Consider the following 26,048-nt stretch of genomic DNA (forward strand, 5'->3'; position numbering starts at 1 on the left):
AAGCGCCCCAAGGCTACCGCCGACCGCTGCACTCAGACCCGCCAGGGCAACACCGCCCCAGCTGAACTTGTCCTGCAATCCTATGCCGATGGCGAGCCCCTGGCTCGCTGCCGAGCCTGCCATCGCTCCCGCGACGCCGGCAGCGATCGTACCGGTTACGCCCAGCGTCGTACCACTCGACGCCGCGAACGTCGCCAGGCTCCCGGTACCAAGCGCGCCCAGCGATCCGGCGAACGACGCCCCCGTCGCAAGCGCGCCGATACCGGCGGTGGCCACCGCGGCGACGGCGATCGCAACCGCGGCAAGCAGAATGCGCCCGAACCCGCCGCACTTGTTGCTCTTCGCCTTGGGGTTCGGGTTCAGATCGCCGAGGACGTCCGTTGGATCATAGGGCCGGTACGTATCCGCATTGTATGTCGAGCGGACCACGCCTGCCGGGATCGTCAGGACCTGACCGGCCACCAGCGTGCTGTCGGCACCCAGCCCGTTGGCCGTCGCGAGCTTGTACCAGAGCGATGCATCGCCCCAGATCTGGTCGGCGATGCCGCTGAGCGTATCACCGGCCTGCACGGTATAGCCGCGCCCGGCGCTGCCGGTCTCATAGCTGTTGATGCGGTCGATCGTCTCGGCAAAGTCGCGTCCGTGCGACTGGCCACCAAGAGGGGAGAAGGTCGAGGTTTCGCTCGGCTTGGTTGCGCGGCGGCCGATGGAGTCGAAATAACTGTCGGATGCGCTGCCGTTATTGCCGACATAGCCCATCTCGCGGCCGCCATGGCGGTACCAGATTTCGTGCGGGTCGCCGGTGGTGGCGTTACTGTCCGCCTCGTCGCGCTTGATGACCTGTCCGGCGAGATCGTTGACGAAGGTCACCGTGCGCGCACGATCGCCGCCGATCGACACCATATCGAGCTGGCCGACACCGCTATAGGTATAGCTGGTGTAGGCGNGCGAGATCGTTGACGAAGGTCACCGTGCGCGCACGATCGCCGCCGATCGACACCATATCGAGCTGGCCGACACCGCTATAGGTATAGCTGGTGTAGGCGGTGTTGGCGTTGGTCTTGGTGGTGACGGTACCGGTCAGCTGCGCCGCATCGCGCCATTCGTAGCTGTTGGTGGTCGTGGTCGTCGTGCTGCTGCCGCCGTTGACGGTCGTGGTTGCCGTTACCTTCTTTATCGCGCCCAGCGCATAGTCGGTCCCGGTGCCATAGTCGGTGCTCGTCCTGGTAGTGACCGTGTCCGATCCCTGCTTGGTCACCGTCGTTTCAGCGACGATCTGGCCACGGCCATTGCCGTCATAGGTCAGGACGCGGTCATAAACCGCCGCGGCGCCTGCACCTCGATCGGTCTGACGGGTTGACCGGCCAAGCACGTCATATTCGTAGTTGGCCGAACCGACCATCGTGAAGATGTTGTCGGACGACGCCGTACCATCGTCGTTGTCGTAATAGCCGGTCTGTTCCGATGAAACCGTCGCAAGCTGCCCGTCATTACGCCATGTATAGGTTTCGCGTCGTTCGGCAGCATAGGACACGCGGATAATTGGATCGCCATTTCCTGGCGCATAGGCTTTGTACTGCGGGCTTACATCGTCGTCGTAGCTTCCCTCCGAAGCAACGAACCGCGGGCTAACCCCGCCGTCATCGTAATATGGGTTTCGGACGAAGGCGTAGGCGGTGAAGCTCGTGAGCGCGGTCACCCGGCTGCCGTCGACGCGATAGGTTATCTCCGTCCCGGCCCCCCGCTCGACCCCGTTCGCGCCCAATCGCCCGCCATCGAGCGTAACCCTGTTCATCGAATCGTACCGGAACCGGCGGTCTTCGGTAATGGTCGCCGTCGTATTGCCCGATGGACCAAGCGTCGCGCGCGTCGCGATCGTCTGCAGGATGTTCCCGTTCCGGTCGTAGGTCCAGCCCATCGATGCAGCGGGCAGCGCATCGCTGGTATCCGCCCAGCTGCGCATCCGGTTCTGCATGTCGAAGATCGCTTCCGACCGGCGGTACACCACATTGTCGCGGGTGAAGGTCTCGGTCAGCCGGTTGCCGACCTGATCGTAGCCGAAGGTGGCGACGGAGCGGACGGTGCCCGACCCCATGTCGCTGGTCTGCGTGGCGAGCAGACCGGTGTTGAGCCAGACGAAGGTCTGTTTTTCGAGACCGGCGATCGTCGCCACGCGCCCGGCCTGATCGTAGGTGGTGGTCGCGACGTTGCCGCCCATGTCGGTGCGCGACGTCAGGCGGCCGAACGTGTCCTTGGCCTCGATCGTCTGCTTGCCGTTGGCGAAGGTGGTGGTTTGCCGCCAGCCGCCGGTGACGCCCAGACCGCTGTTGACGGCACTGTCCCACGCATAGGCGTTGGTCGTCACGTCGCCGCCAAAGGCGCGGCTGGTCGTGACCCGTCCGGCGACGTCGTAATCGGTGGTCTCGCGGTCGGTCGTGGCGCGGCCGGTCTGGCCATGCGTCAGGCGGCGGCCGAGCGAGTCATAGGTATAGCTGTGGGCGATGTCGCGGCTGTCGACGTTGCTGGTGCTCAGCAGACGCCCAAGCTTGTCATAGCTCATATAGGTCGCGCGGCCGAGTTCGTCGGTCCGCTTCACCAGATTGCCGGCATCGTCGTATCGCTGAAAGACGCGGCCGCCATCAGCGTGATATTCGGCGGTGACCAGTTCGGCGGCCCCGCCATAACCCGTGCCCCCCGCCAGCCGCCGGGTCGCGATGTTGCCGTTGCCGTCCTTGGTGCCGGCCAACCGCCCCGACAGGTCGTAATAGCGATATTCGAAAATGCCGGTTTCGTTAACATCGGCACCCAGCACGACCGGGCGCGCGATCGAGGTTACCCGCCCCATCCGGTTATAGCCGTAATAGGTCACGGCGCCGCGCGCGTCGGTCTCACTCGCGACTTCGCCGAACGCGGTGTAGCTGCGCGACGTGCGCAGATCGGTACCGCCGGTTACACCGCTGGCCAGTTCGCGTTGCAGGCTGTGGACGCGGGCCACCTGTCCCCGCGCATCATATTGCGCAATCGTCGCTACGATGCCGTTGGCGGGATCGCCAAGCGCACGTCCTTCGAGGGTCGAGATGCGCAGGACATTGCCGAGCGACAGGTTCTGGATATTGGTGCTGCCGTCGCTTTCGAGCGTCAGCGTCTGGCGGCCGGCACCGTCATACAGGAAATACCGCCACGTCCCGTCGCCACCGGTGCTGCGCCATGCGCGGCCGGCATCATCATATTCATGCTGCTCCTGCACCGACCCGCCGATCGAGCGGGAGACGAGTTCGCCGAACACGTTGTAGCTGAACGTGGTTTCCGGCGGCGCGCCGGCCGTGGTCAGGCTGGTGAAACCGGCGCTCGACTGCGTCCAGTTGGTGGCGGAAACCTGTCCACGCAGTCGACCGACATTGTCGTAGCGATAGATCGCGCCTTCGCGCAAAACCGACCCGGCACTGTTGCGGCGCGAATACGCCTCCGCGACCATGTTGCCGACCCGGTCGTAGAAATAGAAGCGCGTCGATCCCATCGCGTCGGTCATCGCGACCTTGCGACCCACCGCGTCATACCGGTTGGTGGTGACGCGATCGGTGCTGCCGACGACGCCCTCGACGGTGCGGACCAGATTGTCGTTGCCGTCGTAGAAATAGGCGACCTGCGGGATCGCTTCGTCGGTGGTGCTGTTGATCAGGTTGGGGCGTTGTTCCCCGATCAACCGGCCGGCACGGTCATAGGCGTACAGGGTAGTATCGCCGGTCGCCTCGCGCTTCGAGGTGACGAGGCCGAGACCGTTATAGCTGTAGGTGATCCGCGCATCGCCGCTGACATCGGTCAGCGCGCCGGTGGTCGGATCGACGCTCCACGCCGCGACGCCCTTGCGGGTTTCGGTCAGGCGGCGGCCGTTACGGTCATAGCTGAACTCGGTCACGCGGTCGTCGGCGTTGACGGTCCCCTGCGGCCGGCTGGCCTCGGTCGTGCCGGTGACCGCCACCGCGTACCGGCGTTCGGCAAGCGCGTTACCCTCGGCATCGAGGGTCCATTCGGTCAGAAACCCTTGCTGATCGACCTGCGCGGTCTTGCGGCCCAGCGCGTCGTAATAGGACAGGATCGATGCGCCGGTCGCATCGGTGCTGCGCACGACATTGCCGGCCGCATCATAGGCGACGCCCTGCGTCACCGTGCCGAAGCCATAGACATAGGTGCCGCTGGTCGCATCCCACGCGCCGGTGCGGATATTGGCCATGCTGCTCGACACCCGCCGTCCGAGCGCATCGTTGATGTAGGTCGTCTCGCGATAGTCGCCGGTCGCGGCCGGGCGGGTGTCGGTGGTCAATTGCGACGTGGTGACCGCGGTCGCATAGGCGCGGGTGCGGATCAGGCCACCATTCTTGTCGTAGGCATAGGTGACATACGCCCCCGCCGCGTCGACCTCACCATTCTTGCGGTCGAGCGCGTCGTAATAGAACCAGCTGTGACGCCCCTGCGCGTCGGTACGGCGGGTGAGATTGCCGTGGCGGTCGTAGAGATATTTCTCGGTCGGCTGTCCGGTGCCGGCGTTCGTGCTGGAGCCGGGCACGCCGTAGTCGACGGCCATGCCGCGTTTTTCGATCAGGCGGTCGAGGGCGTCATAGCTATAGTCGGTGGTCCGCTGTTCGGTCAGGCTCCACGCCTCTATCATCCGTGTACGATTGCCGCGCGCGTCATATTCGTAGTGGGTGACAACGCCGCCCGCCTCCTGGGCACCGGCAACGAGTTGGTCGTTGGGCGCACGCCCCTCGCCCGCTCCATAATTGGCGTAATGTTCCAGCGGGTCGATGCCGGCAGCGGCGACATCGGGATTGCTCGCCAGATAATAGCGCGTGTCGAAGTCGGCGTTCGGGTTGCGACCTGCCCGCCAACCGGAATTTTGCCAATTCGCGCGCAGTGCTATCGGATCATTGGCGATTCCGGCCAGATCGTCATAGGTATTTGCATAATAAACCGGATCGAATTCGGAAATCTTCGCTGTCTTGGCCCGGGCAAAGCCGGTGGCATCCGATGCCGTCTTCGCTATGTTCTCCGAAAATACCTGTCCACGGCGGTCGTAGAAGCGGAAGGTGACGCCGCCCAGCTTGTTCGTGGCCTGCACCACTTCGCCGAAGCTGTTGTAGCGGTTGTTCTCGCTGAACCCCTCCGCATCGATCGTTCGCACGACGCGGCCGAGCTTGTCGTAGACGAACTGGACGACCGCGTCCTTCGCATCGGCCGCGACGATCGGCAGCGTCCCAATCGCGGCGGTGTTGCCTGCGCGTTGTTTGCGGCGGGTGACGGTCGCGATCTGGTCGAACGCGGTGTAGCTGGTCTCGGTGACGTAATTTTCGGCATCGCGGACGGCGACGACGCGGCCGGCGGCATCGTAATAGCGGTAGGTCGCCCCGCCGCGTTCGTCGACGATCCGCACCTGCTGTCCGAACGAGTCATAGTCGTAGGACTGGACCTGCCCCAGCGCGTCGGTACGCGTCAGCATCCGCCCTTCGCGATCATAGGTGAAGCTGGTGGTGCCGGTCCCGTCGGGCGCGACCTGGGTCAGCAGGTTGCCGAACCCGTCATAGGTATAGCGCGTGGTCGACTGGAGACCGTCGGCATCGGCGATCCGGGTGACGACCCGGCCGGCCGCGTCGTAGCCGAGCTGGGTGCGGACCTGATCGACCGTGCCATAGGCCTCGGTCGTCGACTGGACGGTGCCATTGACGTTGTAGGTGTAGCGGGTGACCGTGCCGGCGGCATCGGTCGTTTCGAACACGCGCCCAGCCGTGTCGTAGCTGGTGGTGGTGACGACGCTGGTACCGGTTTGCCACGCGGCGACGTTGGCGATCGTCGTCGCATCGGTGGCGCTGGCCATCGCCGTGTCGAACCGGACGACCGCGACGACCCGCCCGCCGGCGTCGTAATCGTAGCGGCTGACATAGCCCATCGCATCGATGGTGAAGCGCAGTTCGCCGCGTGCAGCATAATAGCTGCGGGTAATGCGGGTATCGCCATGACCGCCAGTTGACGTCGCCCACGCGGCCATCGTCTCGTGCGTCGGCAGGGTAGTGGTGGCGTAGCTTGTGACGAAGCGCGTCGTCTTCACGACATTGCCGCTGCCGTCATAGCCATAGCCGGTGACCGACCCGGCGGCGTCGATCGCGAAGGTCAGGTTGCCGCGGTCGTCATGGACCGCGAAGCTGCTGCGATTGGCGGGGTCGCTCGCCGCGCCGGCAGTGGCCAAGCCCTGCGTGACCGTAGCGACGTTGTAGCTGCCCAGTACCGCGATCGGCCGCGCATAGACGATCGTCTGGCGGACCTTGCCGGTCGCATCGCCCGCGCGAGCGCCGGCATAGACATATTCGGTGACGCGTTGGACGGTGTCGACGGTGAAGCGCAGCAGCCCCTGCCCGTCATAGACGTAGCGGACGGTGCGATCGTTCGCATTGGTGCCGACATCGGACAGCAGCGCGGTCAAACTGGCGGACGCGCGCAGCGTATCGGTCACGCGCTTCGCGAAGCTGGTCGCCGACACGCGGTTCCCGGCGGCGTCATAGGTCGACCGGCTGAGATACCCCTCCCCGTTGAGCGCGCCGATGACATTGCCGTCGCGGTCGTAGAAGGTGCGGCTGACGCTGTCGCGCGCGGCATCGGCGGTGGGACGGGTGACGGTGGTCGGCAGCGTCGTCTTCAGCGCATCGACCGCGACCCGGTTGGCATAGCCGGTTTCCCGCAACAGCCGGCCGGACGCATCATAGTCATAGACGACGCTCGCCCCGGTGGCGTCGATCCGCTGCAACACGCGGCCTTCGCGGTCGTAGACGACCCAGTTCCAGCGATCGGCCGCGCCCGCCGCCGGGCGGATGGTGGCGACATCGATATCGACCGCCGGATCGGCCAGCCGCGCCATCTGTTCGGCGGACAGCGCGGTGCTCCAGCCGATCGTTGCCACCAGCCGGTCGTTCTGGTCATACCGATATTCGGTCAGCTGGCCGAGCGGGTCGACCTCGCCCGTCTTTCGCCCGGTCAGGTCGTAGACGACGTAGCGGTTCTGGCCGAAACTGTCGGTCGCGATCCGCACCCGGCCGGTACGGTCGTAGCGATAGCCGGTGGTGCCGGTACCGCTATAGCTGCCCGCCTCGCTGGCAGACACCAGATCGCCCGCGCGGTTGTATGTCGAGGTCTGCACCGCGCCGCTGGCCAGCGTCACGACCGTCTGCGCGCCGGCATCGTTGAACGCGATCGACGTCTGACCGCCGCGCACGTCGGTCGACCCGATCATGCGCCCCAGCCCGTCATAGACGAACAGCTCGCGCTGCCCGCCGGTGACGCGTTCGAGCAACCGGCCCGACGCATCGCGGACGAACACGGTTTCGGTATAGCCCTGCGTCGTCAGCGGTTCGCCACTGGCGTCCGCCGCACCGTCGCGGACGATCCGCGACACTTCGCCACGCGCGTCATAGTCGTAGCGGACGATCATCCGCGCCGATTTGGCCGACAGTCCGCTTACCCAGCCGTTCAGCCCAGCTTCGGTCATCGCCACCGATGCGGACGGGATATCGGCGGTGAAGCTGTCGGTGCGGATCAGCAACCCGCTGGCGTTGTAGGTGTAGCGCGTGACCCGCCGTTCGGCCGAGACCGTGTACCGCAGGCGATTGGCGCTGTCGTAGACGTTGTTGCTCGCGACCGTTTCGGCGGCACCCGCCGAAACGGCGCTGGCGGAGGTGCGCAGCAACTGGTTCTTCGCGTCATAGGTGCGGGTGACGACGTTGCCGAGCCGGTCGGTGGTGGTCAGCAGATTGCCCGCCGTATCGTACGTCATCCTGGTGATGCCGCCCGACGGATCGGTGACCGTCGCTACGTTGCCGGTGCTGGTGTAGCTGAACTGCGTCACCTGTTGCGCCGCGCCCGCTTCGGTCGCGGGTGCGGTGATCTTCGTCAGCAGGCGCGACGTTTCGGGCTCGTCGACCGGACCGATCAGGTTGACGCCGGCCACGATGACCCCGGCCCCGGCCGGCTCATCGGCCCCCAGCGCGACGAACAACCGGGCAAAGCCGGCATCGTCGCGGGCATAGGTGCGGGTGACCAGGATGGTGGTCGCCTCGGTCGCCGACAGGCCCCGCACCGAATAGAAGCCGCCGGACAGCGGATCGAGCGCGCCCGGCCCCGACAGCACCCGCGCACTGGACAGGTCGTCCGGCCCCCACCCCGACGCGGAACCGCCCAGCCCCAGATGATGGCCTTGATCGAAACCGGTCGCCTTCAACGTGATGACGAAGCTGTAGGTCTCGCCCGCCTTGGCGGTGAAAGTGCGTTGCAGGTTTGCGGCGGTGCTTGCGGTCTTGACGGTGAATTTATACGCCGCCGCGCCGTTGATGGCGGGTTCGGTCGCGCGGTTCAGGTTGCTCGCGGTCCATTTGGTCGCGTTCATCCGGTCGAGCGACGATGCCTCTGTACTGCGGACCAGCGTCTGGCCGCCGGCGATCAGCGAGGTTCCGGCGCGGAAATTGCTGCCTTCGTCGACGTAGAAATAAGCGCCGCCCGATCCGGTCTTGTCATAGGTCCGCGTGATCTCGACGCGCGTACCTTCCGTCGTCGACAGACCGACGACGCGCCAAAAGCCGCCATTGATATGTTCGATCGTCCCTGGACCCGATACGATACGCGCTACCGAAATGCCCGGACCACCCCAGCCAGTCTGGTCCGAATACAAACCCAAATTCTGGGTAGTGATGTCGCCAACTGCCTTCAGGCTGATGCCGAAGGTCATCGTTTCCCCGGCGGTAACGGGGAAACCTTGTGAGATACCAGCCCATTGACCGCCAGTCTGGACCGTATAGCGCGTGGCCGCCCCCCCGTTGATGGTGTCGGCTTGCCGGGTCAGGTTGCCGCTGTCCCACGTCCCGCCAGCAAGCGCGAAGTCGCCGCCTGCGAAATCCAGCCGCGTGAACTGCCCCGCGGGATCGATTATAGTGGTATTGTCCGCGTTATAGCTCAATCGCGTCACGCGCGTTGCCGAACCGTCGACAGTCTGCGTGACCGCGATAACCCGCTGGTACTTGTCATATTCGAAATCGACGCGCGTACCGTCGGTCTGCGCGACCGAAGCGATCAGGCGGGTATCGCCGATATAGGTATAGGCGCTGCCATAGCTCTTGCCGTCGGCGACGCTGTTGTCGGCCGGGGTCAGATCGACCGTTGCGCTACCCAACCGGCCGAGGCTGTCATAGGCGTAGCGGGTGCGGGTCTGCATCCGCTCGACTCCGCCCTGCGTCGTGAAGGTGCGGATATCGGTGATCGCATTGCCGCTGTATCCATATTGGATGCGTTCGCCGTTGGCGGTGCGCAGGTCGGTCAGCTTACCATCGGCATAGGTGAAGGTCAGCGCGTTGCCGCTCGGGTCGCGCTGTTCGGAAATATAGCTGTGGTTGCGGTAGTTATAGCCATAGGTTTCGACGACCTGGCTGTCGCCGTCGGTCCATTTCCACCCCTCGGCGGTGCTATAGGTGATGGTGTCGTGCGCGCCCGCGCCATCGGTGGTGCGATAGGCGGTGCCGTTCCAGACATAGGTGAACACCGAACCGTCGGCAGAGGCGCGCTTCACGGTCGAGCCGTAGGTATTGACCGTTCCGGTCAGCCCGTACAGGCTGCGATCGGTGCTCTGGCGCCAATTATCTCCATTTTCGTCGGAAAGATCGCCCTGACTGTTATAGGTCCGGCTGATCGCCGCATCGGGACCCCGGCCCAGCAGCAATTCGTCCTGCTGCATCAGCATCAGATTGCCGTTGGCGGCGTTCAGCAACAGCTGTTCTCCCGAGCGGCCGAGCGCCGCCTGCCCCAGCGTTCCCGCCCCGCCCAGCACATTGCCCGACCCGCGCTCGAACCCCGTTCCCGCGCCCGTGAAAATGGCCACCATGGTCGCAAATCCCCCAAGAATTCCCGCGGCCGGCGCCTGCGCCATGCCGCTGTCCTGATCCTTGTCGGGGAGGTTTTTCGTTCGTTTAGGACTAAGTTCGACGGGCACGATCGACGGCGTCGCGATAGATGGACGGCGGGGGCGGAGCCGGGGCTTCGCCGACAGGCGGGATGATCGATGGAAGCCGACCGGGCGCTCAATCTGCTCGACGACATGCTGTGGCAGTCGCTGATGGTGGCCGCGCCGATCCTGATCGCGACGCTGGCGATCGGCATCGTCGTCAGCGTGTTTCAGGTCGCGACGCAGATCCAGGAAGCGACGCTCAGCTATGTGCCGAAGCTGCTGGTCGCGGCCGGGCTGCTGATCCTGCTGGGCCCTTGGATGATGACGCGCATGACCGATTTCGCGCGCGGCCTGTACCTTGCCATCCCGGCGCTGGCGAACTGATGCAGCTGCTGGTCCCGCAGGCGGTGGCGACGTTGCTGCTGTCGCTGCGCATCGTGCCGACGCTCGCCTTTGCGCAACCGTTCACGCTGATCCGGATTCCGGCGATCGTGCGGGTCGGCCTTGCCATCGCTCTTTCTGCATGGCTGGTCGCGGGTAATCCGGCGGCAACGTGGCGGGCCGCGCCGCCGGCCGGCGGGCTGATCGCGCTGGCGGCGGGCGAATTGCTGTTCGGCACCGCGCTGGCGCTGGCGTTGCAACTGGCGTTCGCGGCGTTGCTGGTCGCCGGGCGGACGATCGATATCCAGGCGGGGTACGGCCTTGCCGTGTTGGTCGATCCGGCGACCCGCGCGCAATTGCCGTTGGTCGGCACGATCTTCGCCTATGCCGCGGGCGCGATCTTCTTCGCCACCGACGGCCCGGCGCGGTTGCTGGCGATCTGGGCGGCGTCGCTCGAACGGGCACCGATGGGCAGCGCGCTAACGGCAACCGATCCGCAGATCCTGATCGGCTATGTCTCGGGCGTGTTCCTGATCGCGCTGGGGCTGGCGGGGTTGTTGCTGGTCGTGCTGCTGGTGCTCGACCTCGCCATCGCCTTCATGTCGCGGACCCTGCCGCAGATGAACGTGCTGCTGCTCGGCTTTCAGGTGAAGACGCTGGCGACGATGATCGTCCTGCCGATCGCGCTGGCGCTGTCGGGGTCGCTGTTCGTCACCATCCTGTCGAGCGCGTTCGACACCATGGCCCGGATCGGCTGATGGCCGAAAAGGACCAGAATCGCGGCGAGGCACCGACCCCGTTCAAACTGCAAAAGGCGCGCGAGAAGGGCAATGTCGCGCGCAGCATCGAACTCGGCTTCCTCGCCAGCCTGTTGACGCTCGCCGCCTATGCAATGATCGCCGGGCCGGCGCTGATGGCGACGCTGGCGCAGACGATGCGGATTGCCCTTGCCGGCGGATTTGCCGGTGCGAGCGAGCCGGGTGGTGCCGCCGAAATGCTCGGCACGCTCGGTCGCCGGACGATCGCCCCGGTCGCATTGCTGGGCGGCACGATGGCGGGGATCGTCATCCTGCTCGAACTCCTCCAGTTGCGCGGGTTCCTGCTGACCTTCCACCCGCTCAAGCCCGACTGGAGCCGGCTGAACCCGGCCAAGGGGATCAAGCGGCTGTTCTCGCTCAAGCTGCTCAAGGAGACGCTGAAGAGCATGCTGAAATTCGTGTTCTATGCGACCGCGACGTGGATGGTCGCGCGCTGGGCGGTGGCGCATCTGGCGCAGAATGCGACCGATGGCGACCGGCTGGTGGCTACGATGGAAGCCGCCGGACTGCGGCTGGTGTTCGCGTTCCTGATCGTCGCGGTCGGTATCGCGATCCTCGACCAGATCCTCGCGCGGGGTGAGTTCGCCCGCCAGATGCGGATGAGCCGCCGCGAGGTGACGCGCGAGGCCCGCGAACGCGAGGGCGAACCGCGCCAGAAACAGCGCCGCAAGGAACTGCACCGCGAGATGGCGGCGCAGGGCAAGGGCAGTTTGGACGGGGCCGACCTACTGGTGGTGAACCCCGAACATTTCGCGGTGGCGCTGCGCTATGACGACAGCGCGATGATCGCGCCCGAAGTCGCCGCCAAGGGTCGCAACCTGCACGCGCTGCGGCTGCGCGAGGACGCCATCCGCCGGGGCCTGCCGATCATCGCCGACCCGCCGCTCGCCCGCGCGCTGTTCCGCGCCGGTACGGTGGGCAGCGCCATTCCGCCCGACCGCTACGCCGCGGTCGCCGACCTCTACATCGACCTTCGCCGCGCCCGCGCGGCCTCACTGGGCTGACCCGCTATGTCGACCGGCATCCTGCCGCGCCTCTCCGCATTCCCCGCCGCCAATCGTGATCTGGCGCTCGTCGCCGCGACGATCGGCATCCTCGTCATCCTGTTCGCGCCGATCCCGCCGGCGCTGCTCGACCTGGCGATCATCGCCAATTTCGGGCTGGCGCTGACGATCATGCTGCTGACCTTCTACGTCGGCAAGCCGGTCGAGTTCTCGACCTTCCCGTCGCTGCTGCTGGTGGCGACGCTCTACCGCCTGTCGCTCAACGTCGCCGCGACCCGCCTGATCCTGACCGGTGGCGATGCCGGGGCGGTGATCGGGTCGATCGGCGCGTTCGCGGTGCGCGGCAATTTCGTCGTCGGGCTGGTCGTGTTCGCGATCCTCGTCGTCGTGCAATATGTCGTCATCACCAGCGGCGCGCAGCGCGTGTCCGAAGTTGCCGCACGCTTTACACTCGACTCGATGCCCGGCCAGCAGATGAGCATCGACGCCGACCTGAACATGGGCCTGATCGACCGCGACGAAGCGGTGGCGCGGCGCAAGGGACTGGAAAAGGAAGCGTCCTTCTACGGCGCGATGGACGGTGCGTCGAAATTCGTGAAGGGCGACGCGATCGCCGGGATCATCATCCTGCTCATCAACATCATCGCCGGCTGGATCGTCGGCGTGACGCAGATGGGCATGGAATGGAGCGACGCGATCGGCCATTTCACCCTGCTGACCATCGGCGACGGCATCGCGACGCAGCTGCCCGCGCTCATCATCTCGATCGCGACCGGGATCATCGTCACCCGCTCCGCCTCCGACCGCGAATTGTCGACCGAGGTATTCCGCCAGCTGGGATCGGTACCGCGCATTCCGTTGATCGTCACGGCCGTGTTGAGTGCCTTGTTGCTGCTGCCCGGCATGCCGAAATGGCCGATCATCGTCATCGGCACCCTCGCCTTCGTCGCGTGGCGGCGCATCCGCAAGGCGGCGGCCGACGCGGCGGCAGAGCCGGTCGATGAAGAGGTCGCGGCGGAATCGACCGCCTCCCCCGCGCTCGACATCCGGCTGGGCGAGGCGCTGTCGAGCGCATGGGCCGGCGACGGCGCGCTGGTGATGGACCGAATCGCCGGACTGCGCCGGGTGCATGAGGAACAGTTCGGCCTGCCCTTCCCCGCCGTGCGGCTGGAGGATGGCGCGGGGCTTGGCAGCCATGGCTATGAAATCCGCCTGTTCGGCGCACGCTATGGCGCGGGCGATATCCATCCCGATCAGGTACTGGCGGTCGCCGGACAGGGGCAGAAGCCTGCGATCGACGGCATTGCCACCACCGACCCCGCCTTCGGCCTGCCGGCATGGTGGATCGCGCCCGAACAGGCCGATTTGGCGAAGGCCGCCGGCTGCACGATCATCGACCCGCTGACCGTGCTCGCCACCCATTTCGGCGAGATCGTGCGCGGCGAGGTCGGCACGCTGCTAACGCGCGCCACGGTCGTCGGCCTGCTCGACGGGGTCCGACGTCGCCAGCCGGGGCTGGTCGAGGAACTGGTGCCGCAGACGCTATCGCTATCCGACGTCCAGCGGGTGTTGCAGGCGTTGCTGGCCGAGGGGGTGTCGATCGCCAATCTCGACCTGATCGTCGAGCATCTGACCGACCTTGCCCGCACGCAAAAGGACCCGATCGAGCTGACCGAACTGATCCGCCAGCGGCTGAGCTATGCGATCTGCCATCAGTTGCGCGGCCGCCATGGCGATCTCGCGGTCCTGAGCCTCGACCCGCGCCTCGAAAACCAGCTGGCCGCCAGCATCGGCGCGGCGAGCGGCGGCGGGTCGATGGCGGTCGAACCGCGCCTTGCCGAACAACTGATCCGCCGGTTGATGCCATTGACCGAGGCGATGTTCCGGCAGGGCCGCGCGCCGGTGCTGCTGTGCGGGGCGGAACTGCGCCGCCATCTGAAAGCGTTGACGCGGCGGAGCCTGCCGACGCTGTCGGTCCTGTCGGTCGCCGAAATTCCGATGCGGATCACGCTCAAATCCTTCGATATCGTCCGGTTGGACCAGGGGACATGATGACCGAATACGACCAGCTTGCCGGCTTCCTCGCCGCCGATCCCGCCAATGTCGCGCTGCTGACCGACACCGCCCACGCCGCCATCGCTGCCGGCCGTCCGGCCGAGGCGCGCGCGCTGATCGAACGACTGTGCGCGATCGAGGGGCCGTCACCGGTGATCGATCACCTGACCGGGCTGGCGGCGATGGCGGCACGGGATTGGGCCGGAGCCGCCACCGCATTCCGCACGCTGACCGGGGCGGGCGTCGACGCGCCGGGCGTGCGCTATAACCTCGCCCGGTCGCTGGCGATGCAGGGCGAGACCGACGAGGCGCTGGTGCTGCTCGACGATGACCTTGCCGCTGAGCTGCCACAGGCGGCGCAGTTGCTGATCGGCCTGCTCCATGATCGCGGCGAGATGGACCGCGCCGAGACGGTCGCGCGCATCGCGTTCGACCGCTTCCCCGACCATGCCGGCGTCAACGCCGTAATCTCTACGCTGGCGATCGATCTCGAGGACCTAGACCTCGCCCGTGCCGCCGCCGGGCGCGCGGGCGATCACCCGGAGGCGCTGGTGACGCAGGCGACGCTGGCGATGGAGGATAACGATCCGGCGGCGGGAGCGCTGTTCGACCGGGTGCTGGCGATGCAGCCGGACCATCCGCGGGCGCGGGTCGGGCGCGGGCTGCTGGCGCTATCGGGGCAGGATGCCGCCGCCGCCACCGCCGATCTCGATCGCGGGGCGGAAGGGTTCGGATCGCATCTGGGGTCGTGGATCGCCGCCGGCTGGGCGCATCTGCTGGCGGGCGATGCGGCGACCGCGCGGTTGCGGTTCGACCGGGCGCTGGCGATCGACGATGGTTTTGCGGAAGGGCATGGCTCGCTGGCGGTGCTCGACCTGCTCGCCGGCGACCTCGACGCCGCCCGGCGGCGCACGGCGGTCGCCCTACGGCTCGACCGGGAGAGTTTCGCCGGCGGACTGGCGGCGGCGATGCTGGCGGCGGGCGACGGCGATGCCGCCAAGGCCGAGCGGATCGTGACGCTCGCGCTGTCGACCCCGCTCGACGATCGCGGCACCACCATCGCGCAGGCGCTGGCGCGGATGGGTGGGCGGGGGTAGCAGCCGATACCTCCGGCCTTTGCCGGGGCGACGGCGATGGGTCGTCGACCCTACCGCCCCCGCATCGCCGCCGCCGCACGGTCGATCAGCTCATGCCCGCCCGGCATCTCGCCGACGATCCGCAGGACGTCGTCGAGCACCGCGCCGAATGCCGCATCGTTGGCGACCGCTTCGCCCAGTTCCTCGGTCAGCAGGCCGTGGACCACCGCGCGGCGGCGCTCATCCTCGCCCAGCGCGTCGAACCCGGCCATCGCCCGCAACCGGTCGACCGGACGCGGATCGCCCCTGCCCGCCGCCCGGCTCGACCGATCCGACCGTTCGCGCGCCAATCGCGCCAGTTTCGCGCGCAACAGCAACAGGACATGGTCGGTGCCCGCGACCTTCAATGCAGGCTGCCCCGCCCCAATTGCCCCAGCAGGAACGAGGTCGGCGACGCTTCCTCCGCTTCCGCAGCGGGGTGCAGCAACGGCCGGCACTGGTCGATGATAAGCTGCATGTCGTGGTTCAGCGGCGGCGTCTCGGCATTGGCGGCGATCCCGCCGTCCAGCGCGGCAATCGCCTCCGCGAACCGGTCGTGGATCAGATGGGTCAGCCCGGTCACGAAATGCCGCAGATAATGGTCGTCGGGCAGCATCGACAGCTTTTCCCACGTCGCCTGCGCCCGCGCCGGCTCGCCCGAGGTCAGCTCGAAAAACCCCAACTGGAACCGCGCCAGCGCAAAGTCGGGTGCCAGCGCCACCGCGCGCGACAGCGCCGCATGCGCCTCGATCGGGCGGGCACTACCGGCCAGCAGCGACCCGCGAAAGAAGTGCAGCCGCGCGTCGTCTGGATGCGCCGCGATCAATCGGTCAGCGAGCGGCAGCGCGTCGCCGGGGGAAGCCGCCGCCACGGCCAGCAGCTGCCGGATATTATCGTCGTCGCACATCATCCTATCTCCGATAGCCGTGCAGCCGTCGCCGCAACCGGCCGAGCGCGGCGGCGTGCAGTTGCGACACCCGCCCCTTCGACAGGTTCAGCAGGTCCGCGATCTGGGCGAAACTGACGCCCGCTTCATAATGTTGGCGGATAATCACCGCCTCGCGCTCGGGCAACTCGGCGATGCCGCCGGCCAGCAGCGCATGGAGTTCGCGCCATTCGAGGCTCTGATACGCATTGGGCCGCGGATCGATGCCGTCCGCGCCCACGACCAGTGCGCTGCCCTCCAGCATCAATCCGATGGCAAGGCCCGATACCAGTGCCGCTAGCGCCGCAACCGGATCGTCCTCTTCGCCCCGCCGAAGCGAGCGGACGCGATCGGTCTCCGCCCGGCGACGCTGCGAAAAGGTCGCGTCGCTCTCGCTCATCCGCGCCGAACCGTCGGCGATGCTGCCGACGATCCGCCGCCGGGCATAGGCCCCGAACGGAATGCCGCGCAGCGGATCATAGCGATCGATCGCCTGCAACAGCCCCTCATAGGCGAACTGCTCCATGTCGCCCAGATCCGCGCCATGTTTCGGGCGTCGGCCATGCTGCCGCCGGGCGATGGCGCGGGCGAGCAGGCGATAGCGGGTGAAGATCTGCTCGCGACAACGCTTCTCGTTCTCGTAGAGCAGCCGCCGCCACAGCGACGCCTCGACGCGCGGCGGTACGAGCAACAGGTCGAACCCCACCCGGCGCATCATCGGAAACTGCCGAGCACCCCTTGCAGGACCAGCCCCCAGCCATCGATCAGCACGAACATCAATATCTTGATCGGCAGCGATATCGTCGCGGGCGGTACCATCATCATGCCCAGCGCCAGCAGGATGCTGGCGACCACCAGGTCGATCAGCAGGAACGGCAACAGGATCACGAAGCCGATCGTGAACGACACGCGCAGTTCGTTGAGGATGAAGGCGGGGGCCAGCTTCAGCGTCTCGACCTCCTCCGCCCGGCGGGGGAGCGGCGTGCGGCTGATCGCGTAGATCGATTCGAGATCGGCGTCGCGCGTCTGCGCCAGCATGAAGCGGCGCAGCGGCGCGGCACCGGCGGTCATCGCCTGCTCCACCCCGATCCGCCCGGCGAGCAGGGGTTGCAGCGCGTCGGCATTGATCCGGGTCATGGTCGGGGCCATCGTGAACGCGGTCAGGAACATCGACAGTGCCACCAGCACCGGGGTCGGCGGCGTTTCGGGCATGCCGAACGCGTGGCGCACCATCGACAGCACGATGACGGTCCGCACGAAACTGGTCATGCTGATGACCACCGCCGGGATCACCGCCAGCAGCGTCAGGATCAGCGCGGTGCGTACGACATCATTGCCGATCGCGCCGCCGGCCAGCATCGCATTCATGCCACCGGCCCCTGTCGCAGCACCTGCTGCCCGGCGGCGGACGACAGGATCACATATTCCTGCCCGTCGCAGCGCAGCAGGCACAGATCGGCATGCGGGCTGATCCGGCGGCTCTCGATCACCGCGATGCGCCGTTCGGCCCGGATGGGCAGCGTCAGCCGCCCGCCGCCGCGCCTGACCAGCACCACCGCCAGCACCGCCAGCGTGAGGCACAGCAGCAGCGCGACGACGATCCGCGTCAACGACACGTCGAGTGCCGCACCGCCACCCAGCCGGGCGGGTGCGGCGGCAAGGATCATTCCGGCCACGCCGCGATCTCCGTCAACCGCACCCCGAACCTGTCGTCGACCGCGACCAGTTCGCCGCGCGCGACGATCACCTCGCCCAGTCGCAAGTCGACCGGACGGTTCAGCGCCGCCTCCAGCGGGACGACCGCACCGGGTTTCAGCGCGGTCAGCGCGCCGACGGTCATCTTCGCCTGACCCAGCAACGCTTCGAGTTCGACCGCGACGCTATCGATCAGCGTCGTGCTGACGCGCGGGGCAGGCTTGGTTTCGGACATGGACATTCTCACGCAGGGATATCGACGATTTGCAGGGACGGGATCGGTTCGGCGGGCACGACCCGCACCCGCCCGCGCGGCAGGGGCCGCCCGTTCAGCGCGATCGGCACCGGATCGGCGAGCGCCCGGTCGAGCACCACGACATCGCCGACCTCCAGCGCGCGCAGGTCGGCCAACCGCATCGCCGCCCGCCCGACCGCCGCGCCGACCTCGACCGAAATCGCCGCCAGCGCCTGCGCTCCCGACCCCGGTCTCGGCAGCACGACCGGCGGCAGCACGCGCCGGACCAGCACCGCGAACAGCGCGTCGGACAGACCGAACGCCAGTCCGTCGCCGAGCATTGCCACCCAGTCGGACGCGGACGCAGGCACAAACCCATCATCGCCGCCCGCAACAGCGACTAAGCGCGCGCGAAGATCGAGCAGGCACGGTTCGGCAACCCCTTCCAGCACCGCCCGGTCCGCACCATCGCGCCCGTCCGCCGACACCCCGACGATCCGTGCGCCGACACGAAGCGCGGTATCCGCCGCGGTCCCGATCGCCAGCCCGGCCGCATTCCGCCGCCAGCCCGCTCCGCCACCGCGCCGCAACCGGGGCACCTGCCCCGCCGCGCCGACGAACCACTGCGCCCCCCACGCCGCGACTGCCCCCGCGAACAGCGCATCGAGCGCGGCGGGCGGCTGCGTATCTGCCGGCAACCACGCCACCGCGCTCAACCCTGCCCCCGGATGCCGAACAGCTGCTGGATCATGTCGTTCGACACGCTGACGATCTGCGACGATGCCTGAAACCCGCGCTGGATCAGGATCAGGTCGCCGAACTGCTGCGACAGGTCGACGTTCGACGCCTCCAGCCGTTTCGACCGCACTTGGCCCACGCGCGGATCGTCGCTGGCGAGCAGCATCGACTGGCCCGGCTCGCGCTCGACGAACAGCCCGTCGCGCTGTTCCAGCCGCGTCGGATCGCGGAAATCGGCCAGCGCGATCGCACCGCCATCGACCTTCTGCCCGTTCGAATAGGACAGTTGCAGCTTGCCCGCGCCATCGGCGGCAATGCCGGTGATCGTGCCCGCCGCATAACCATCGACCTTCGCCGCGCGCAGCGTCGACACCTCGCCCCCCGAAAACGACGTGACCCCGCTCGAGAAATCGAACTGCACGGTCAGTCCCGATGCGGCATCGGTGAAGTCGAGCCTCGCGGTCGCCGGATCGATGATGCCGGCGTTAAACTTCAGCGTCTGCGTGCCGACCGTCGCGCCCTTGTCGTCGGTGACAGTGACGCTCCACCCGTCGCTGCCCTTGGCGAAACCGGCCTTCCACACATGCGCGGCACCACTCGCGTCGAACACGCGGATGTCGCTGACGGTGTAGCTGCTCGCCGTCGACGACAGATTGTCGGCAAAGGTCACGGCGGTCGTCGCCTTGGGCGCGCTGGTCCGCCGGGCATCGACCGACAGGCTGACTGCGCGCCCGTTCGCGTCCAGCGTGGCCAGCCGGTAATTTGTGCCGTTCAGCACGATGTATCCGGCCGGGTCGACCTCGAAACTGCCAGTCCGCGCGTAGAGCGTCCGGTCGCCGTCGAGCAGCACCATGAAGCCGTTGCCGTCGACCGACAGGTCGAGATCGCGGTCGGTGCTGCGCAACTCGCCCTGTTTGAAATTCAGCGTGCCGTCATCGACCGCCACGCCATAGCCGTCGCTGCCGCCCTGCCCGGTCAGCGACATGCCGCCGCGATCGGGGGTCGCGTACAGGTTGTGGAAACTGACCGTCGACCCCTTGAACCCGGTCGTGTTCAGGTTCGACACGTTGTTGCTGACCTGCTGCAACCCCTTCGAATAGGCGTTGAGGCCGCTCAGGCCGATATAGATCGCGCCGAACATCAATTCTTCTCCCGGATCTGGACGATATTGCCGATGGCGACGCCGGCGATGGTGCGCTTGTCGTCGGTTTCGATGGTGATGCTGGGTGATCCGCCCGACAGCGCGACGGCGGTGACCAAGCCGGTCAGCGTCGCCGACCCGGCGGCGATATCGATCCGCTTGCCGAGCAGCCCGGTCGCCTGATTGGTCGCCTGCATCGCGGTCAGCGCCTGCAACCGCTCGTTCGCGGTCTGCCCCTGCTGGACCTGCGAGAATTGCGCGAGCTGCGAGACGAACTGGAAATTGTCCATCGGCTTCAGCGGATCCTGATAGGTCAGCTGCGTCAGGATGATCTTCAGCAGCGCATCGAAGCCGAGGCCGAAGGCGCTGGTCGCACTCTGGGTGGGACTCTGCTCGCCGCCGGGGGTGACGGACGAAACGGGGGCGGTCTGCATCAGCGGGTTTCCTGTCGGGCGCCGGATAGGGCGGTGATGGTGATGTGCGCGGGCGCATAGCCATGCGCGGCGAGCAGCGCGGCGACCTCGTCGGCGAGCGCCGCGCGGTCGCGTTCGTCGAGCCCGGCGACCTGCGCGACGACCTCGATCCCATGGGCGACCGCCTGCACCGCGACCGCGACGAACGAACCGGTCGGAACCGGACGCTGGCGGATCGGGGGCCGAGGCTGAACAGTCGTGACCACCGCCCACCTGGCCGGCTGTGGACGTGGCGGAGCGACGGATGTCGCTATCGGCATGGGTGCGATCGGTTGCGGCCCGGTCGGTTTGGCGAAGGTCGGCAGGACCGGTAGCACGACCGCCGTCGCAACGTTTTGGAGAGTTACCGGCATCACCGCGACAGGGGTCGCCGGTCCCTCAACCACCAATGGCCTCGGCACGTCGGCAACCGGTTCCACCGAAGCCACTGGCAAGACAGCCGCGACCGACGCCGCCGGCGCGGCGACCGACGTGCCGAAGAATCCGTCCTGATTGAACCGCTCGGCCTGAGCCTCGACCTTGGCCGCCGGCAACGGCTCCACCGCCAGCAGGTCGGCGAAGCGCAGCGTCGGGCCGGCCGCCATCGGCACGCCCGCCACCAACGATTCACTGCCAGCAAAACCGGTCGGCAGGTCGGTCAGCGGCGGGATCATCGCCGCACCCAAGCCAGCGCCGCGCGATCGGCGATCGCCATCAGCGCACGTTCGTCGGCATGGCGGCGCGTGAGGCGTGCGGCGGCATCCGCCTGCGTCGTGACGGCGTCGGCCCTTGCCTGTTCCCGGCGCGCCGTCTCCGCCGCCGCTTCGGTATCACGCCCCGCTGCCCGATGCGCTGCGGTCGCCGCCGCCAGCGCATCGGCTCGCCGGGTCAGCACCTCCGCATAGGCAGCACCCAACGCCGGATCGAAGCGTTCGGCCATCTGCCGCTGCCACGCGTCCGCCGCTTCGACCAAGTCCGTATCGGCCGCCGCCAACGCACGCTCGGCGTCGCGCTCTGTCAGCGAGGTCCGGCGATGTTCGGCCTGCGCCCGATCGATCCGCAGCGCGGCGATCGTCCGCAGCGCCCGCCACGCCCGGCCCATCCGATCAGCCATGCCGCTTCCCCTGCACCAATGTGCTCAGATGGCGGAGCGTCTCGGCAAAAGGCACGGTGACACCCTGCTCCTGCCGCAGAAACGCGTTGATGCCGTCGCGCGCGGCGGTGGCCGCGTCGATCGCGGGGTTCGCTCCTGCCTGATACAGCCCGCTGTCGATCATCACCCGCGCTTCGTCATAGGTGGCGAGGTGCGCGGTCACCCCGCGCGCCGCCTGTGCATGGGCCGGCGTCATTATCCGCACCGCCTGTCGGCTGATGCTGCGGATCGGATCGATCGCCGGAAAATGCCCGCGATCGGCCAGCGTCCGCGACAACAGGATATGCCCGTCGAGCAACGCCTTCATCGTCTCGACGATCGGGTCGTCGATCTCGTCGGTCTCGCTCAACACGGTCAGCACCGCGGTGATAGCGCCGCCGCCACGCACCGCGCCGCACCGCTCGACGATCCGCGGCAGGGCGGCGAAGACGTTGGGCGTATAGGCGCGCACCGTTGGCGGCTCGCCCGCCGCCAGCCCGATTTCGCGCAGCGCCATCGCCAGCCGGGTGATCGAATCCACGACCAGCAGGACATGCTCGCCCCGGTCGCGCCAATGTTCGGCCAGGCACAGCGCGGTCGACACCGCCCGCGCGCGCATCGCCGCGCTCTCGTCCGACGTCGCGGCGACCAGCGTCGCGGCCTCGCCGCGCGACGACAGCGCCTGCCAGAACCCCGACACCTCGCGCCCGCGTTCGCCGACCAGACAGACGATGCGGCGCGTTGCCGCCGTCTGCGCGACGATCTGTTCGATCAGGCTGGTCTTGCCGACCCCGCTCGCCGCGAACACGCCGATGCGCTGTCCCTGCCCCAGCGTCAGCAGCCCGTCGATCGCGCGCACGCCGGTTTCGATCAGCACGGTCGGCGCTACGCGATCGAGCGGCCCCGGCGCGATCCCGCGCAGGGCGACGCGCTGGTCGGGACGGATCGCCGCCCCGCCATCGATCGGTCGCCCCAGCGCATCGATCGCGCGTCCGCCATAGCCGTCGCCGACCCCGACGCCGTCCTGCGTCACCGGCTCGACCCGCGTGCCGATCGCGATGGGTCCGCCGTCCTCGACCGGCACCAGTACCAGCGTATCGGCATCGACCGCCGCGACCTCTGCCAGTTGCCCGCCGATCCGGCACAGTTCGCCGACCGTCGCCATCGGCCCGCTCGCCTCGATCCGGCCGGGCATGACCCGCCGCACCTCGCCATAGGGCAAGGCGAGGTCGAGGTCGGCGATCCGGGTCAGGAAGGAGTGCGCGGTCATGCCCCGGCCATCTCGTCGAGCGCGCGCGCGATCACCGCCCATTGACCGGGCACGTCCAGATCGATCCGACCCAGCCGCACGCCGATCCGGCACGCCCCCGTCGGCAGGTCGGGATCGATCGTCACCTCGCCGTATCCGGCCAGCGCCGCCGCGTCGGTGAAGTCCGCGCCGCTGACCCGCACCATCAGCCCGGTCCGATCGCGCAGCATCGCCAGCCGATGGTCGAGCGCATTGCCGACCATCGCCGCCATCCCCTCGGGCCGGGCGAACACCCGGTCGAGACAGGCACGTGCCAGCGCCGCCGCCAGCCCGTCGAGCGCCTGCAACCGCTCGGACAGGCGCTTTGCTTCCGCCGCCATTCCCTTGGCCAACAGGTCGATCCGCTCGCGCTCGCTGCGTTCGACCGACGCGGTCCCCGCCTTGCGCCCTTCGGCCAGACCGTCCTCGCGTGCCTTGGCGACAGCAGTCCTCGTCGCCTCCGCCGCGCGAACTCCATCCGCGCGCAACGCCGCGATTTCGGTGCGCAACCGTTCGGCTTCGCCCACCGCGACCGGCATCAGCGGCGCGACCAGCGCGCGGACGGCTCTCGCCTCCGTCTGTTTGAGCACCGCCATGTCAGCGCCCTCCCATCGCGCCGCGCAACCGGCCGAGCAGTGACGGCCCCGGTCCCGCCACGACCGGCGCGGCGAAGGCGTCCGCCGCCTTCGCCAGCGCGGCGCGCCCGGCCGGGGTCATCGCCTCGCCCGGATCGGCCAGCCGTGCGGCGATATCGGCCGCGAACGGCATCGTCGTCGGTGCCGCCTCGACCCGTCGCCGCTCCGCCGGGGTCAGCCGCGCGAGCACCGCGCGGCGATCGGCCGGCGACAACGCCCGCAACTGGGCGATCGGATCGTCAGCCGGCGACATGCTCGCCCCCATCCTGCCCGATCCGCCGCCGCAGCAGCGCCGCGAACGCTTCCTGTTCTTCGCCCGACAGTCGCGTCGCCCGCGCCCGGCGCACCGCCACGACCAGCAACGCAACAAGGCCGAGCGCCGCCAGCGCCCATGGCCACCACGCCGGCGCGGCCACCGCCGGCTCGCTGACCATGATCGGCGGCACATAGGTCGGCACTGCCGGCACGACTCGTGGCGCAGACGTACCCGTCTCGAACGACAGTAGATCGCCCTGCGCATCGTCCAGCCCGACCGCCGTACGGATCGCCGCCGCCAGCGCCGCCTGCTCCGCCGCATCCAGCGGCTGCGGCGTCACCAGCGTCATGCGCAGCCGGAAATTGCGCGCACCCTCCGCCTCGCCTGGCGTCCAGTTCGCCGGATCGACGATCGCATCGCCCTGCGCCACCGCTTCGACGCGCAGGTCGTAGCGCGATCCGGGCCGGACGCCCTCGATCGCGGCACGCGCGCGTGCCTTGTAATAATTCTCGACCGCCGTCGTCGCATCGCCCTCGACCGGCTGGATCGCGGCGCTGGCGCTGACGACCCGGCCATCGGCGTCGAGAACGACGACGCGGTCGGCGGGCAGGTCTGGGACCGCAGCAGCGACCAGCCGCTGGATACCCGCGACCCGTGCCGCATCTGGCACCACGCTTCCGCGCATCTGCACCGTCACCGCCGCGCTCGGCTCGATCCGGTCGTCGCGGAACAGCGTCCGTTCGGGCAGCGCGAGGTGGACGCGCGCGCTTTCCACCCCGTCCATCAACGCGATGGTCCGGACCAGCTCCCCTTGCAACGCGCGTTGGTAATTGATTTTCTGGGCGAAATTGGTAAGCCCCATGTCCGACTTGTTGAACAGTTCGAACCCGACCTCACCGACATCGGTACGGACCAGCGCCAGTCGCGTATTGTCGACCTCGCCGCTCGGCACCAGCACCGTCGTCCCGCCATCGCGCAGTTCGTAGGGCGTGCCGCGCTTGTCGAGTTCGGCGACGATCGCCGCCGCCTCGCCCGGCCGGACATGATCGGCCAGCGTCGCATAGCCGTCGCGCAGAAACGTCCAATAGGCTCCGGCCAGCAGCGTGAGCACGAAGACGAACACGCCACCGATCAACAGCCATTGCCGGCGCGGCGAGGGAACGGCGTCGCTCATAGCTGCATGTTCATCAGGTCGCGATAGCCCTCGACCAATCGGCCGCGGACCTGCATCGCCAGTTCGACCGACAGCCGCGCTTCCTCCAGCGCCATCGTCACTTGGTGGACGGGTATGCTGTCATCGACCGCGAAGCGCCGGACCAGCGCATCGGCATGATCGAGCTTCGCGTTCAGCCCGTTCAGCCCCGACAGCAGCAGCGCCCCGAACCCCTGTGCCGGCGGCGGCGCGGCGACCGGGCCCAGTTGCAACGCCAGCGGCGCGGCGGTCACACCGGCCAGCGGTGGTATCGCCCCGCTCATGCCTGCTTCCCCAAGTCGAGCGCACGGGCGTACAACTGATGCGCGATGCTCATCGCGGTCAGGTTCGCTTCATAGGCGCGCGCGGTACGGATCATCAGCGCCATCTCGCCCGCCTGATCGATATCGGGATAGCTCACGAACCCCTCGGCATCGGCCTGCGGATGCCCGGGTTCGTGCACGCGGCGCACCCCGTTCGCGACCGGTTGCAGCCCCGTCACGCTGACGCCCGATCGCACCAGCGACCCGAAGCCCGCCGCCGGCCCGGACAGTAGCCGCTGCGCGCGGTACCCGGTAGTGTTGGCGTTCGCGATGTTCGCGGCGATGACCTGCAACCGCTGCCATTCGACGTCGAGGCCGGTACGGCTGATCCGGGCGGCGTCCATCAGCGTCCTCCCGCGATCGCGGCGCGCATCAAGCCCATCTCGCGGCCCAGCACGTCGATCAGCGCGGCGAAGCGCAGCGACGTTTCCGAAGCGGTCGCGAGTTCGAGGTCGAGCCGCGCCTCGGTTCCGAACGCCGGCGTAACGCCCCACGACGTTGCCGGCCGCACCCCCGCGACCGCATCGGCACCGCGCCCGGCGGCACTGCGCAACGCTCCTTCGAAATCGACCCGCATCGGCCGATATCCCGGCGAATTGGCGTTGGCGATATTCGCCGCGGTCGCCTCGGCCCGGGCGGTCAGCCCGTCGAGCGCCCTGGCGATGATGACCGATGTCAGCGCATCCATTT

23 protein-coding genes are annotated in these 26,048 nt (G+C 67.9%); 5 read left to right on the forward strand and 18 right to left on the reverse strand.

Annotated features, from left to right (window positions below):
- Positions 1–10,087: 10,087 nt before the first annotated feature.
- Genes fliQ through ASE70_RS15075 form a run of 5 tightly spaced genes read left to right on the forward strand, consistent with a single transcriptional unit; the run spans position 10,088 to position 15,328 of the window.
- On the forward strand, positions 10,088–10,357 hold the full coding sequence (gene fliQ / locus ASE70_RS15055) for a flagellar biosynthesis protein FliQ (protein WP_056395019.1): 270 nt from the start codon (positions 10,088–10,090) through the stop codon (positions 10,355–10,357).
- Positions 10,357–11,112 (forward strand): flagellar biosynthetic protein FliR, encoded by a 756-nt coding sequence (locus ASE70_RS15060; protein WP_056395017.1) that lies wholly within the window; start codon positions 10,357–10,359, stop codon positions 11,110–11,112. The genes fliQ and ASE70_RS15060 overlap by 1 nt, the downstream gene beginning before the upstream one ends.
- On the forward strand, positions 11,112–12,176 hold the full coding sequence (locus ASE70_RS15065; RefSeq protein WP_056506442.1) for an EscU/YscU/HrcU family type III secretion system export apparatus switch protein: 1,065 nt from the start codon (positions 11,112–11,114) through the stop codon (positions 12,174–12,176). Before ASE70_RS15060 ends, ASE70_RS15065 begins: the two co-directional genes overlap by 1 nt.
- A gap of 6 nt (positions 12,177–12,182) precedes the next feature.
- Positions 12,183–14,228 carry a flagellar biosynthesis protein FlhA gene (locus ASE70_RS15070; protein ID WP_056506444.1) on the forward strand — a complete coding sequence of 682 codons (2,046 nt, stop codon included), beginning with the start codon at positions 12,183–12,185 and terminating at the stop codon, positions 14,226–14,228.
- A complete protein-coding gene (locus ASE70_RS15075; protein ID WP_162235994.1) occupies positions 14,228–15,328 on the forward strand; it encodes a tetratricopeptide repeat protein in 1,101 nt (366 codons plus the stop codon). The genes ASE70_RS15070 and ASE70_RS15075 overlap by 1 nt, the downstream gene beginning before the upstream one ends.
- 50 nt (positions 15,329–15,378) lie before the next feature.
- Here ASE70_RS15075 and ASE70_RS15080 read toward each other — a convergent pair whose 3' ends face one another.
- Genes ASE70_RS15080 through ASE70_RS15165 form a run of 18 tightly spaced genes read right to left on the reverse strand, consistent with a single transcriptional unit; the run spans position 15,379 to position 26,046 of the window.
- The gene (locus tag ASE70_RS15080; RefSeq protein ID WP_056506448.1) at positions 15,379–15,714 is read right to left on the reverse strand and encodes a hypothetical protein; all 336 of its coding nucleotides are present in this window, start codon (positions 15,712–15,714) and stop codon (positions 15,379–15,381) included.
- Positions 15,711–16,256 (reverse strand): hypothetical protein, encoded by a 546-nt coding sequence (locus ASE70_RS15085; RefSeq protein ID WP_056506451.1) that lies wholly within the window; start codon positions 16,254–16,256, stop codon positions 15,711–15,713. Before ASE70_RS15085 ends, ASE70_RS15080 begins: the two co-directional genes overlap by 4 nt.
- A gap of 1 nt (position 16,257) precedes the next feature.
- Entirely contained in the window at positions 16,258–16,989 is a 732-nt protein-coding gene (locus ASE70_RS15090) for a sigma-70 family RNA polymerase sigma factor (protein WP_056506454.1), read from the reverse strand.
- A complete protein-coding gene (gene fliP / locus ASE70_RS15095) occupies positions 16,986–17,639 on the reverse strand; it encodes a flagellar type III secretion system pore protein FliP (RefSeq protein ID WP_056395003.1) in 654 nt (217 codons plus the stop codon). Before fliP ends, ASE70_RS15090 begins: the two co-directional genes overlap by 4 nt.
- On the reverse strand, positions 17,636–17,947 hold the full coding sequence (locus tag ASE70_RS15100) for a hypothetical protein (protein WP_156347249.1): 312 nt from the start codon (positions 17,945–17,947) through the stop codon (positions 17,636–17,638). The genes fliP and ASE70_RS15100 overlap by 4 nt, the downstream gene beginning before the upstream one ends.
- Complete coding sequence (locus ASE70_RS15105) at positions 17,935–18,207, reverse strand: FliM/FliN family flagellar motor switch protein (RefSeq protein WP_056394999.1); 273 nt, start codon at positions 18,205–18,207, stop codon at positions 17,935–17,937. The genes ASE70_RS15100 and ASE70_RS15105 overlap by 13 nt, the downstream gene beginning before the upstream one ends.
- A 2-nt stretch (positions 18,208–18,209) precedes the next feature.
- A complete protein-coding gene (locus tag ASE70_RS15110; RefSeq protein WP_156356293.1) occupies positions 18,210–18,908 on the reverse strand; it encodes a FliM/FliN family flagellar motor switch protein in 699 nt (232 codons plus the stop codon).
- 5 nt (positions 18,909–18,913) lie between these two features.
- Positions 18,914–20,080 carry a flagellar hook protein FlgE gene (locus ASE70_RS15115; RefSeq protein WP_056004449.1) on the reverse strand — a complete coding sequence of 389 codons (1,167 nt, stop codon included), beginning with the start codon at positions 20,078–20,080 and terminating at the stop codon, positions 18,914–18,916.
- Positions 20,080–20,514 (reverse strand): flagellar hook assembly protein FlgD, encoded by a 435-nt coding sequence (locus tag ASE70_RS15120; RefSeq protein ID WP_056506461.1) that lies wholly within the window; start codon positions 20,512–20,514, stop codon positions 20,080–20,082. Before ASE70_RS15120 ends, ASE70_RS15115 begins: the two co-directional genes overlap by 1 nt.
- Positions 20,514–21,206: a hypothetical protein gene (locus ASE70_RS15125; RefSeq protein ID WP_156356294.1), complete on the reverse strand. Its 693-nt coding sequence runs from the start codon at positions 21,204–21,206 to the stop codon at positions 20,514–20,516. The genes ASE70_RS15120 and ASE70_RS15125 overlap by 1 nt, the downstream gene beginning before the upstream one ends.
- Entirely contained in the window at positions 21,203–21,646 is a 444-nt protein-coding gene (locus ASE70_RS15130) for a hypothetical protein (protein ID WP_056506469.1), read from the reverse strand. The genes ASE70_RS15125 and ASE70_RS15130 overlap by 4 nt, the downstream gene beginning before the upstream one ends.
- On the reverse strand, positions 21,639–22,934 hold the full coding sequence (locus ASE70_RS15135; RefSeq protein ID WP_056506472.1) for a FliI/YscN family ATPase: 1,296 nt from the start codon (positions 22,932–22,934) through the stop codon (positions 21,639–21,641). The genes ASE70_RS15130 and ASE70_RS15135 overlap by 8 nt, the downstream gene beginning before the upstream one ends.
- Positions 22,931–23,548 (reverse strand): hypothetical protein, encoded by a 618-nt coding sequence (locus ASE70_RS15140; protein ID WP_056506476.1) that lies wholly within the window; start codon positions 23,546–23,548, stop codon positions 22,931–22,933. Before ASE70_RS15140 ends, ASE70_RS15135 begins: the two co-directional genes overlap by 4 nt.
- A gap of 1 nt (position 23,549) precedes the next feature.
- Entirely contained in the window at positions 23,550–23,840 is a 291-nt protein-coding gene (locus ASE70_RS15145; protein ID WP_056506480.1) for a hypothetical protein, read from the reverse strand.
- Positions 23,827–25,017, reverse strand: coding sequence for a flagellar basal-body MS-ring/collar protein FliF (fliF, locus tag ASE70_RS15150; protein WP_056506481.1), 1,191 nt, complete (start codon positions 25,015–25,017; stop codon positions 23,827–23,829). The genes ASE70_RS15145 and fliF overlap by 14 nt, the downstream gene beginning before the upstream one ends.
- A complete protein-coding gene (locus tag ASE70_RS15155; protein WP_056506484.1) occupies positions 25,014–25,319 on the reverse strand; it encodes a flagellar hook-basal body complex protein FliE in 306 nt (101 codons plus the stop codon). Before ASE70_RS15155 ends, fliF begins: the two co-directional genes overlap by 4 nt.
- Positions 25,316–25,702: a flagellar basal body rod protein FlgC gene (locus ASE70_RS15160; protein ID WP_056506487.1), complete on the reverse strand. Its 387-nt coding sequence runs from the start codon at positions 25,700–25,702 to the stop codon at positions 25,316–25,318. Before ASE70_RS15160 ends, ASE70_RS15155 begins: the two co-directional genes overlap by 4 nt.
- Complete coding sequence (locus ASE70_RS15165) at positions 25,702–26,046, reverse strand: flagellar basal body rod protein FlgB (protein ID WP_056506489.1); 345 nt, start codon at positions 26,044–26,046, stop codon at positions 25,702–25,704. Before ASE70_RS15165 ends, ASE70_RS15160 begins: the two co-directional genes overlap by 1 nt.
- Positions 26,047–26,048 lie beyond the last annotated feature (2 nt).

The sequence above is a fragment of the Sphingomonas sp. Leaf22 genome (assembly GCF_001421715.1).
Lineage (GTDB): Bacteria > Pseudomonadota > Alphaproteobacteria > Sphingomonadales > Sphingomonadaceae > Sphingomonas.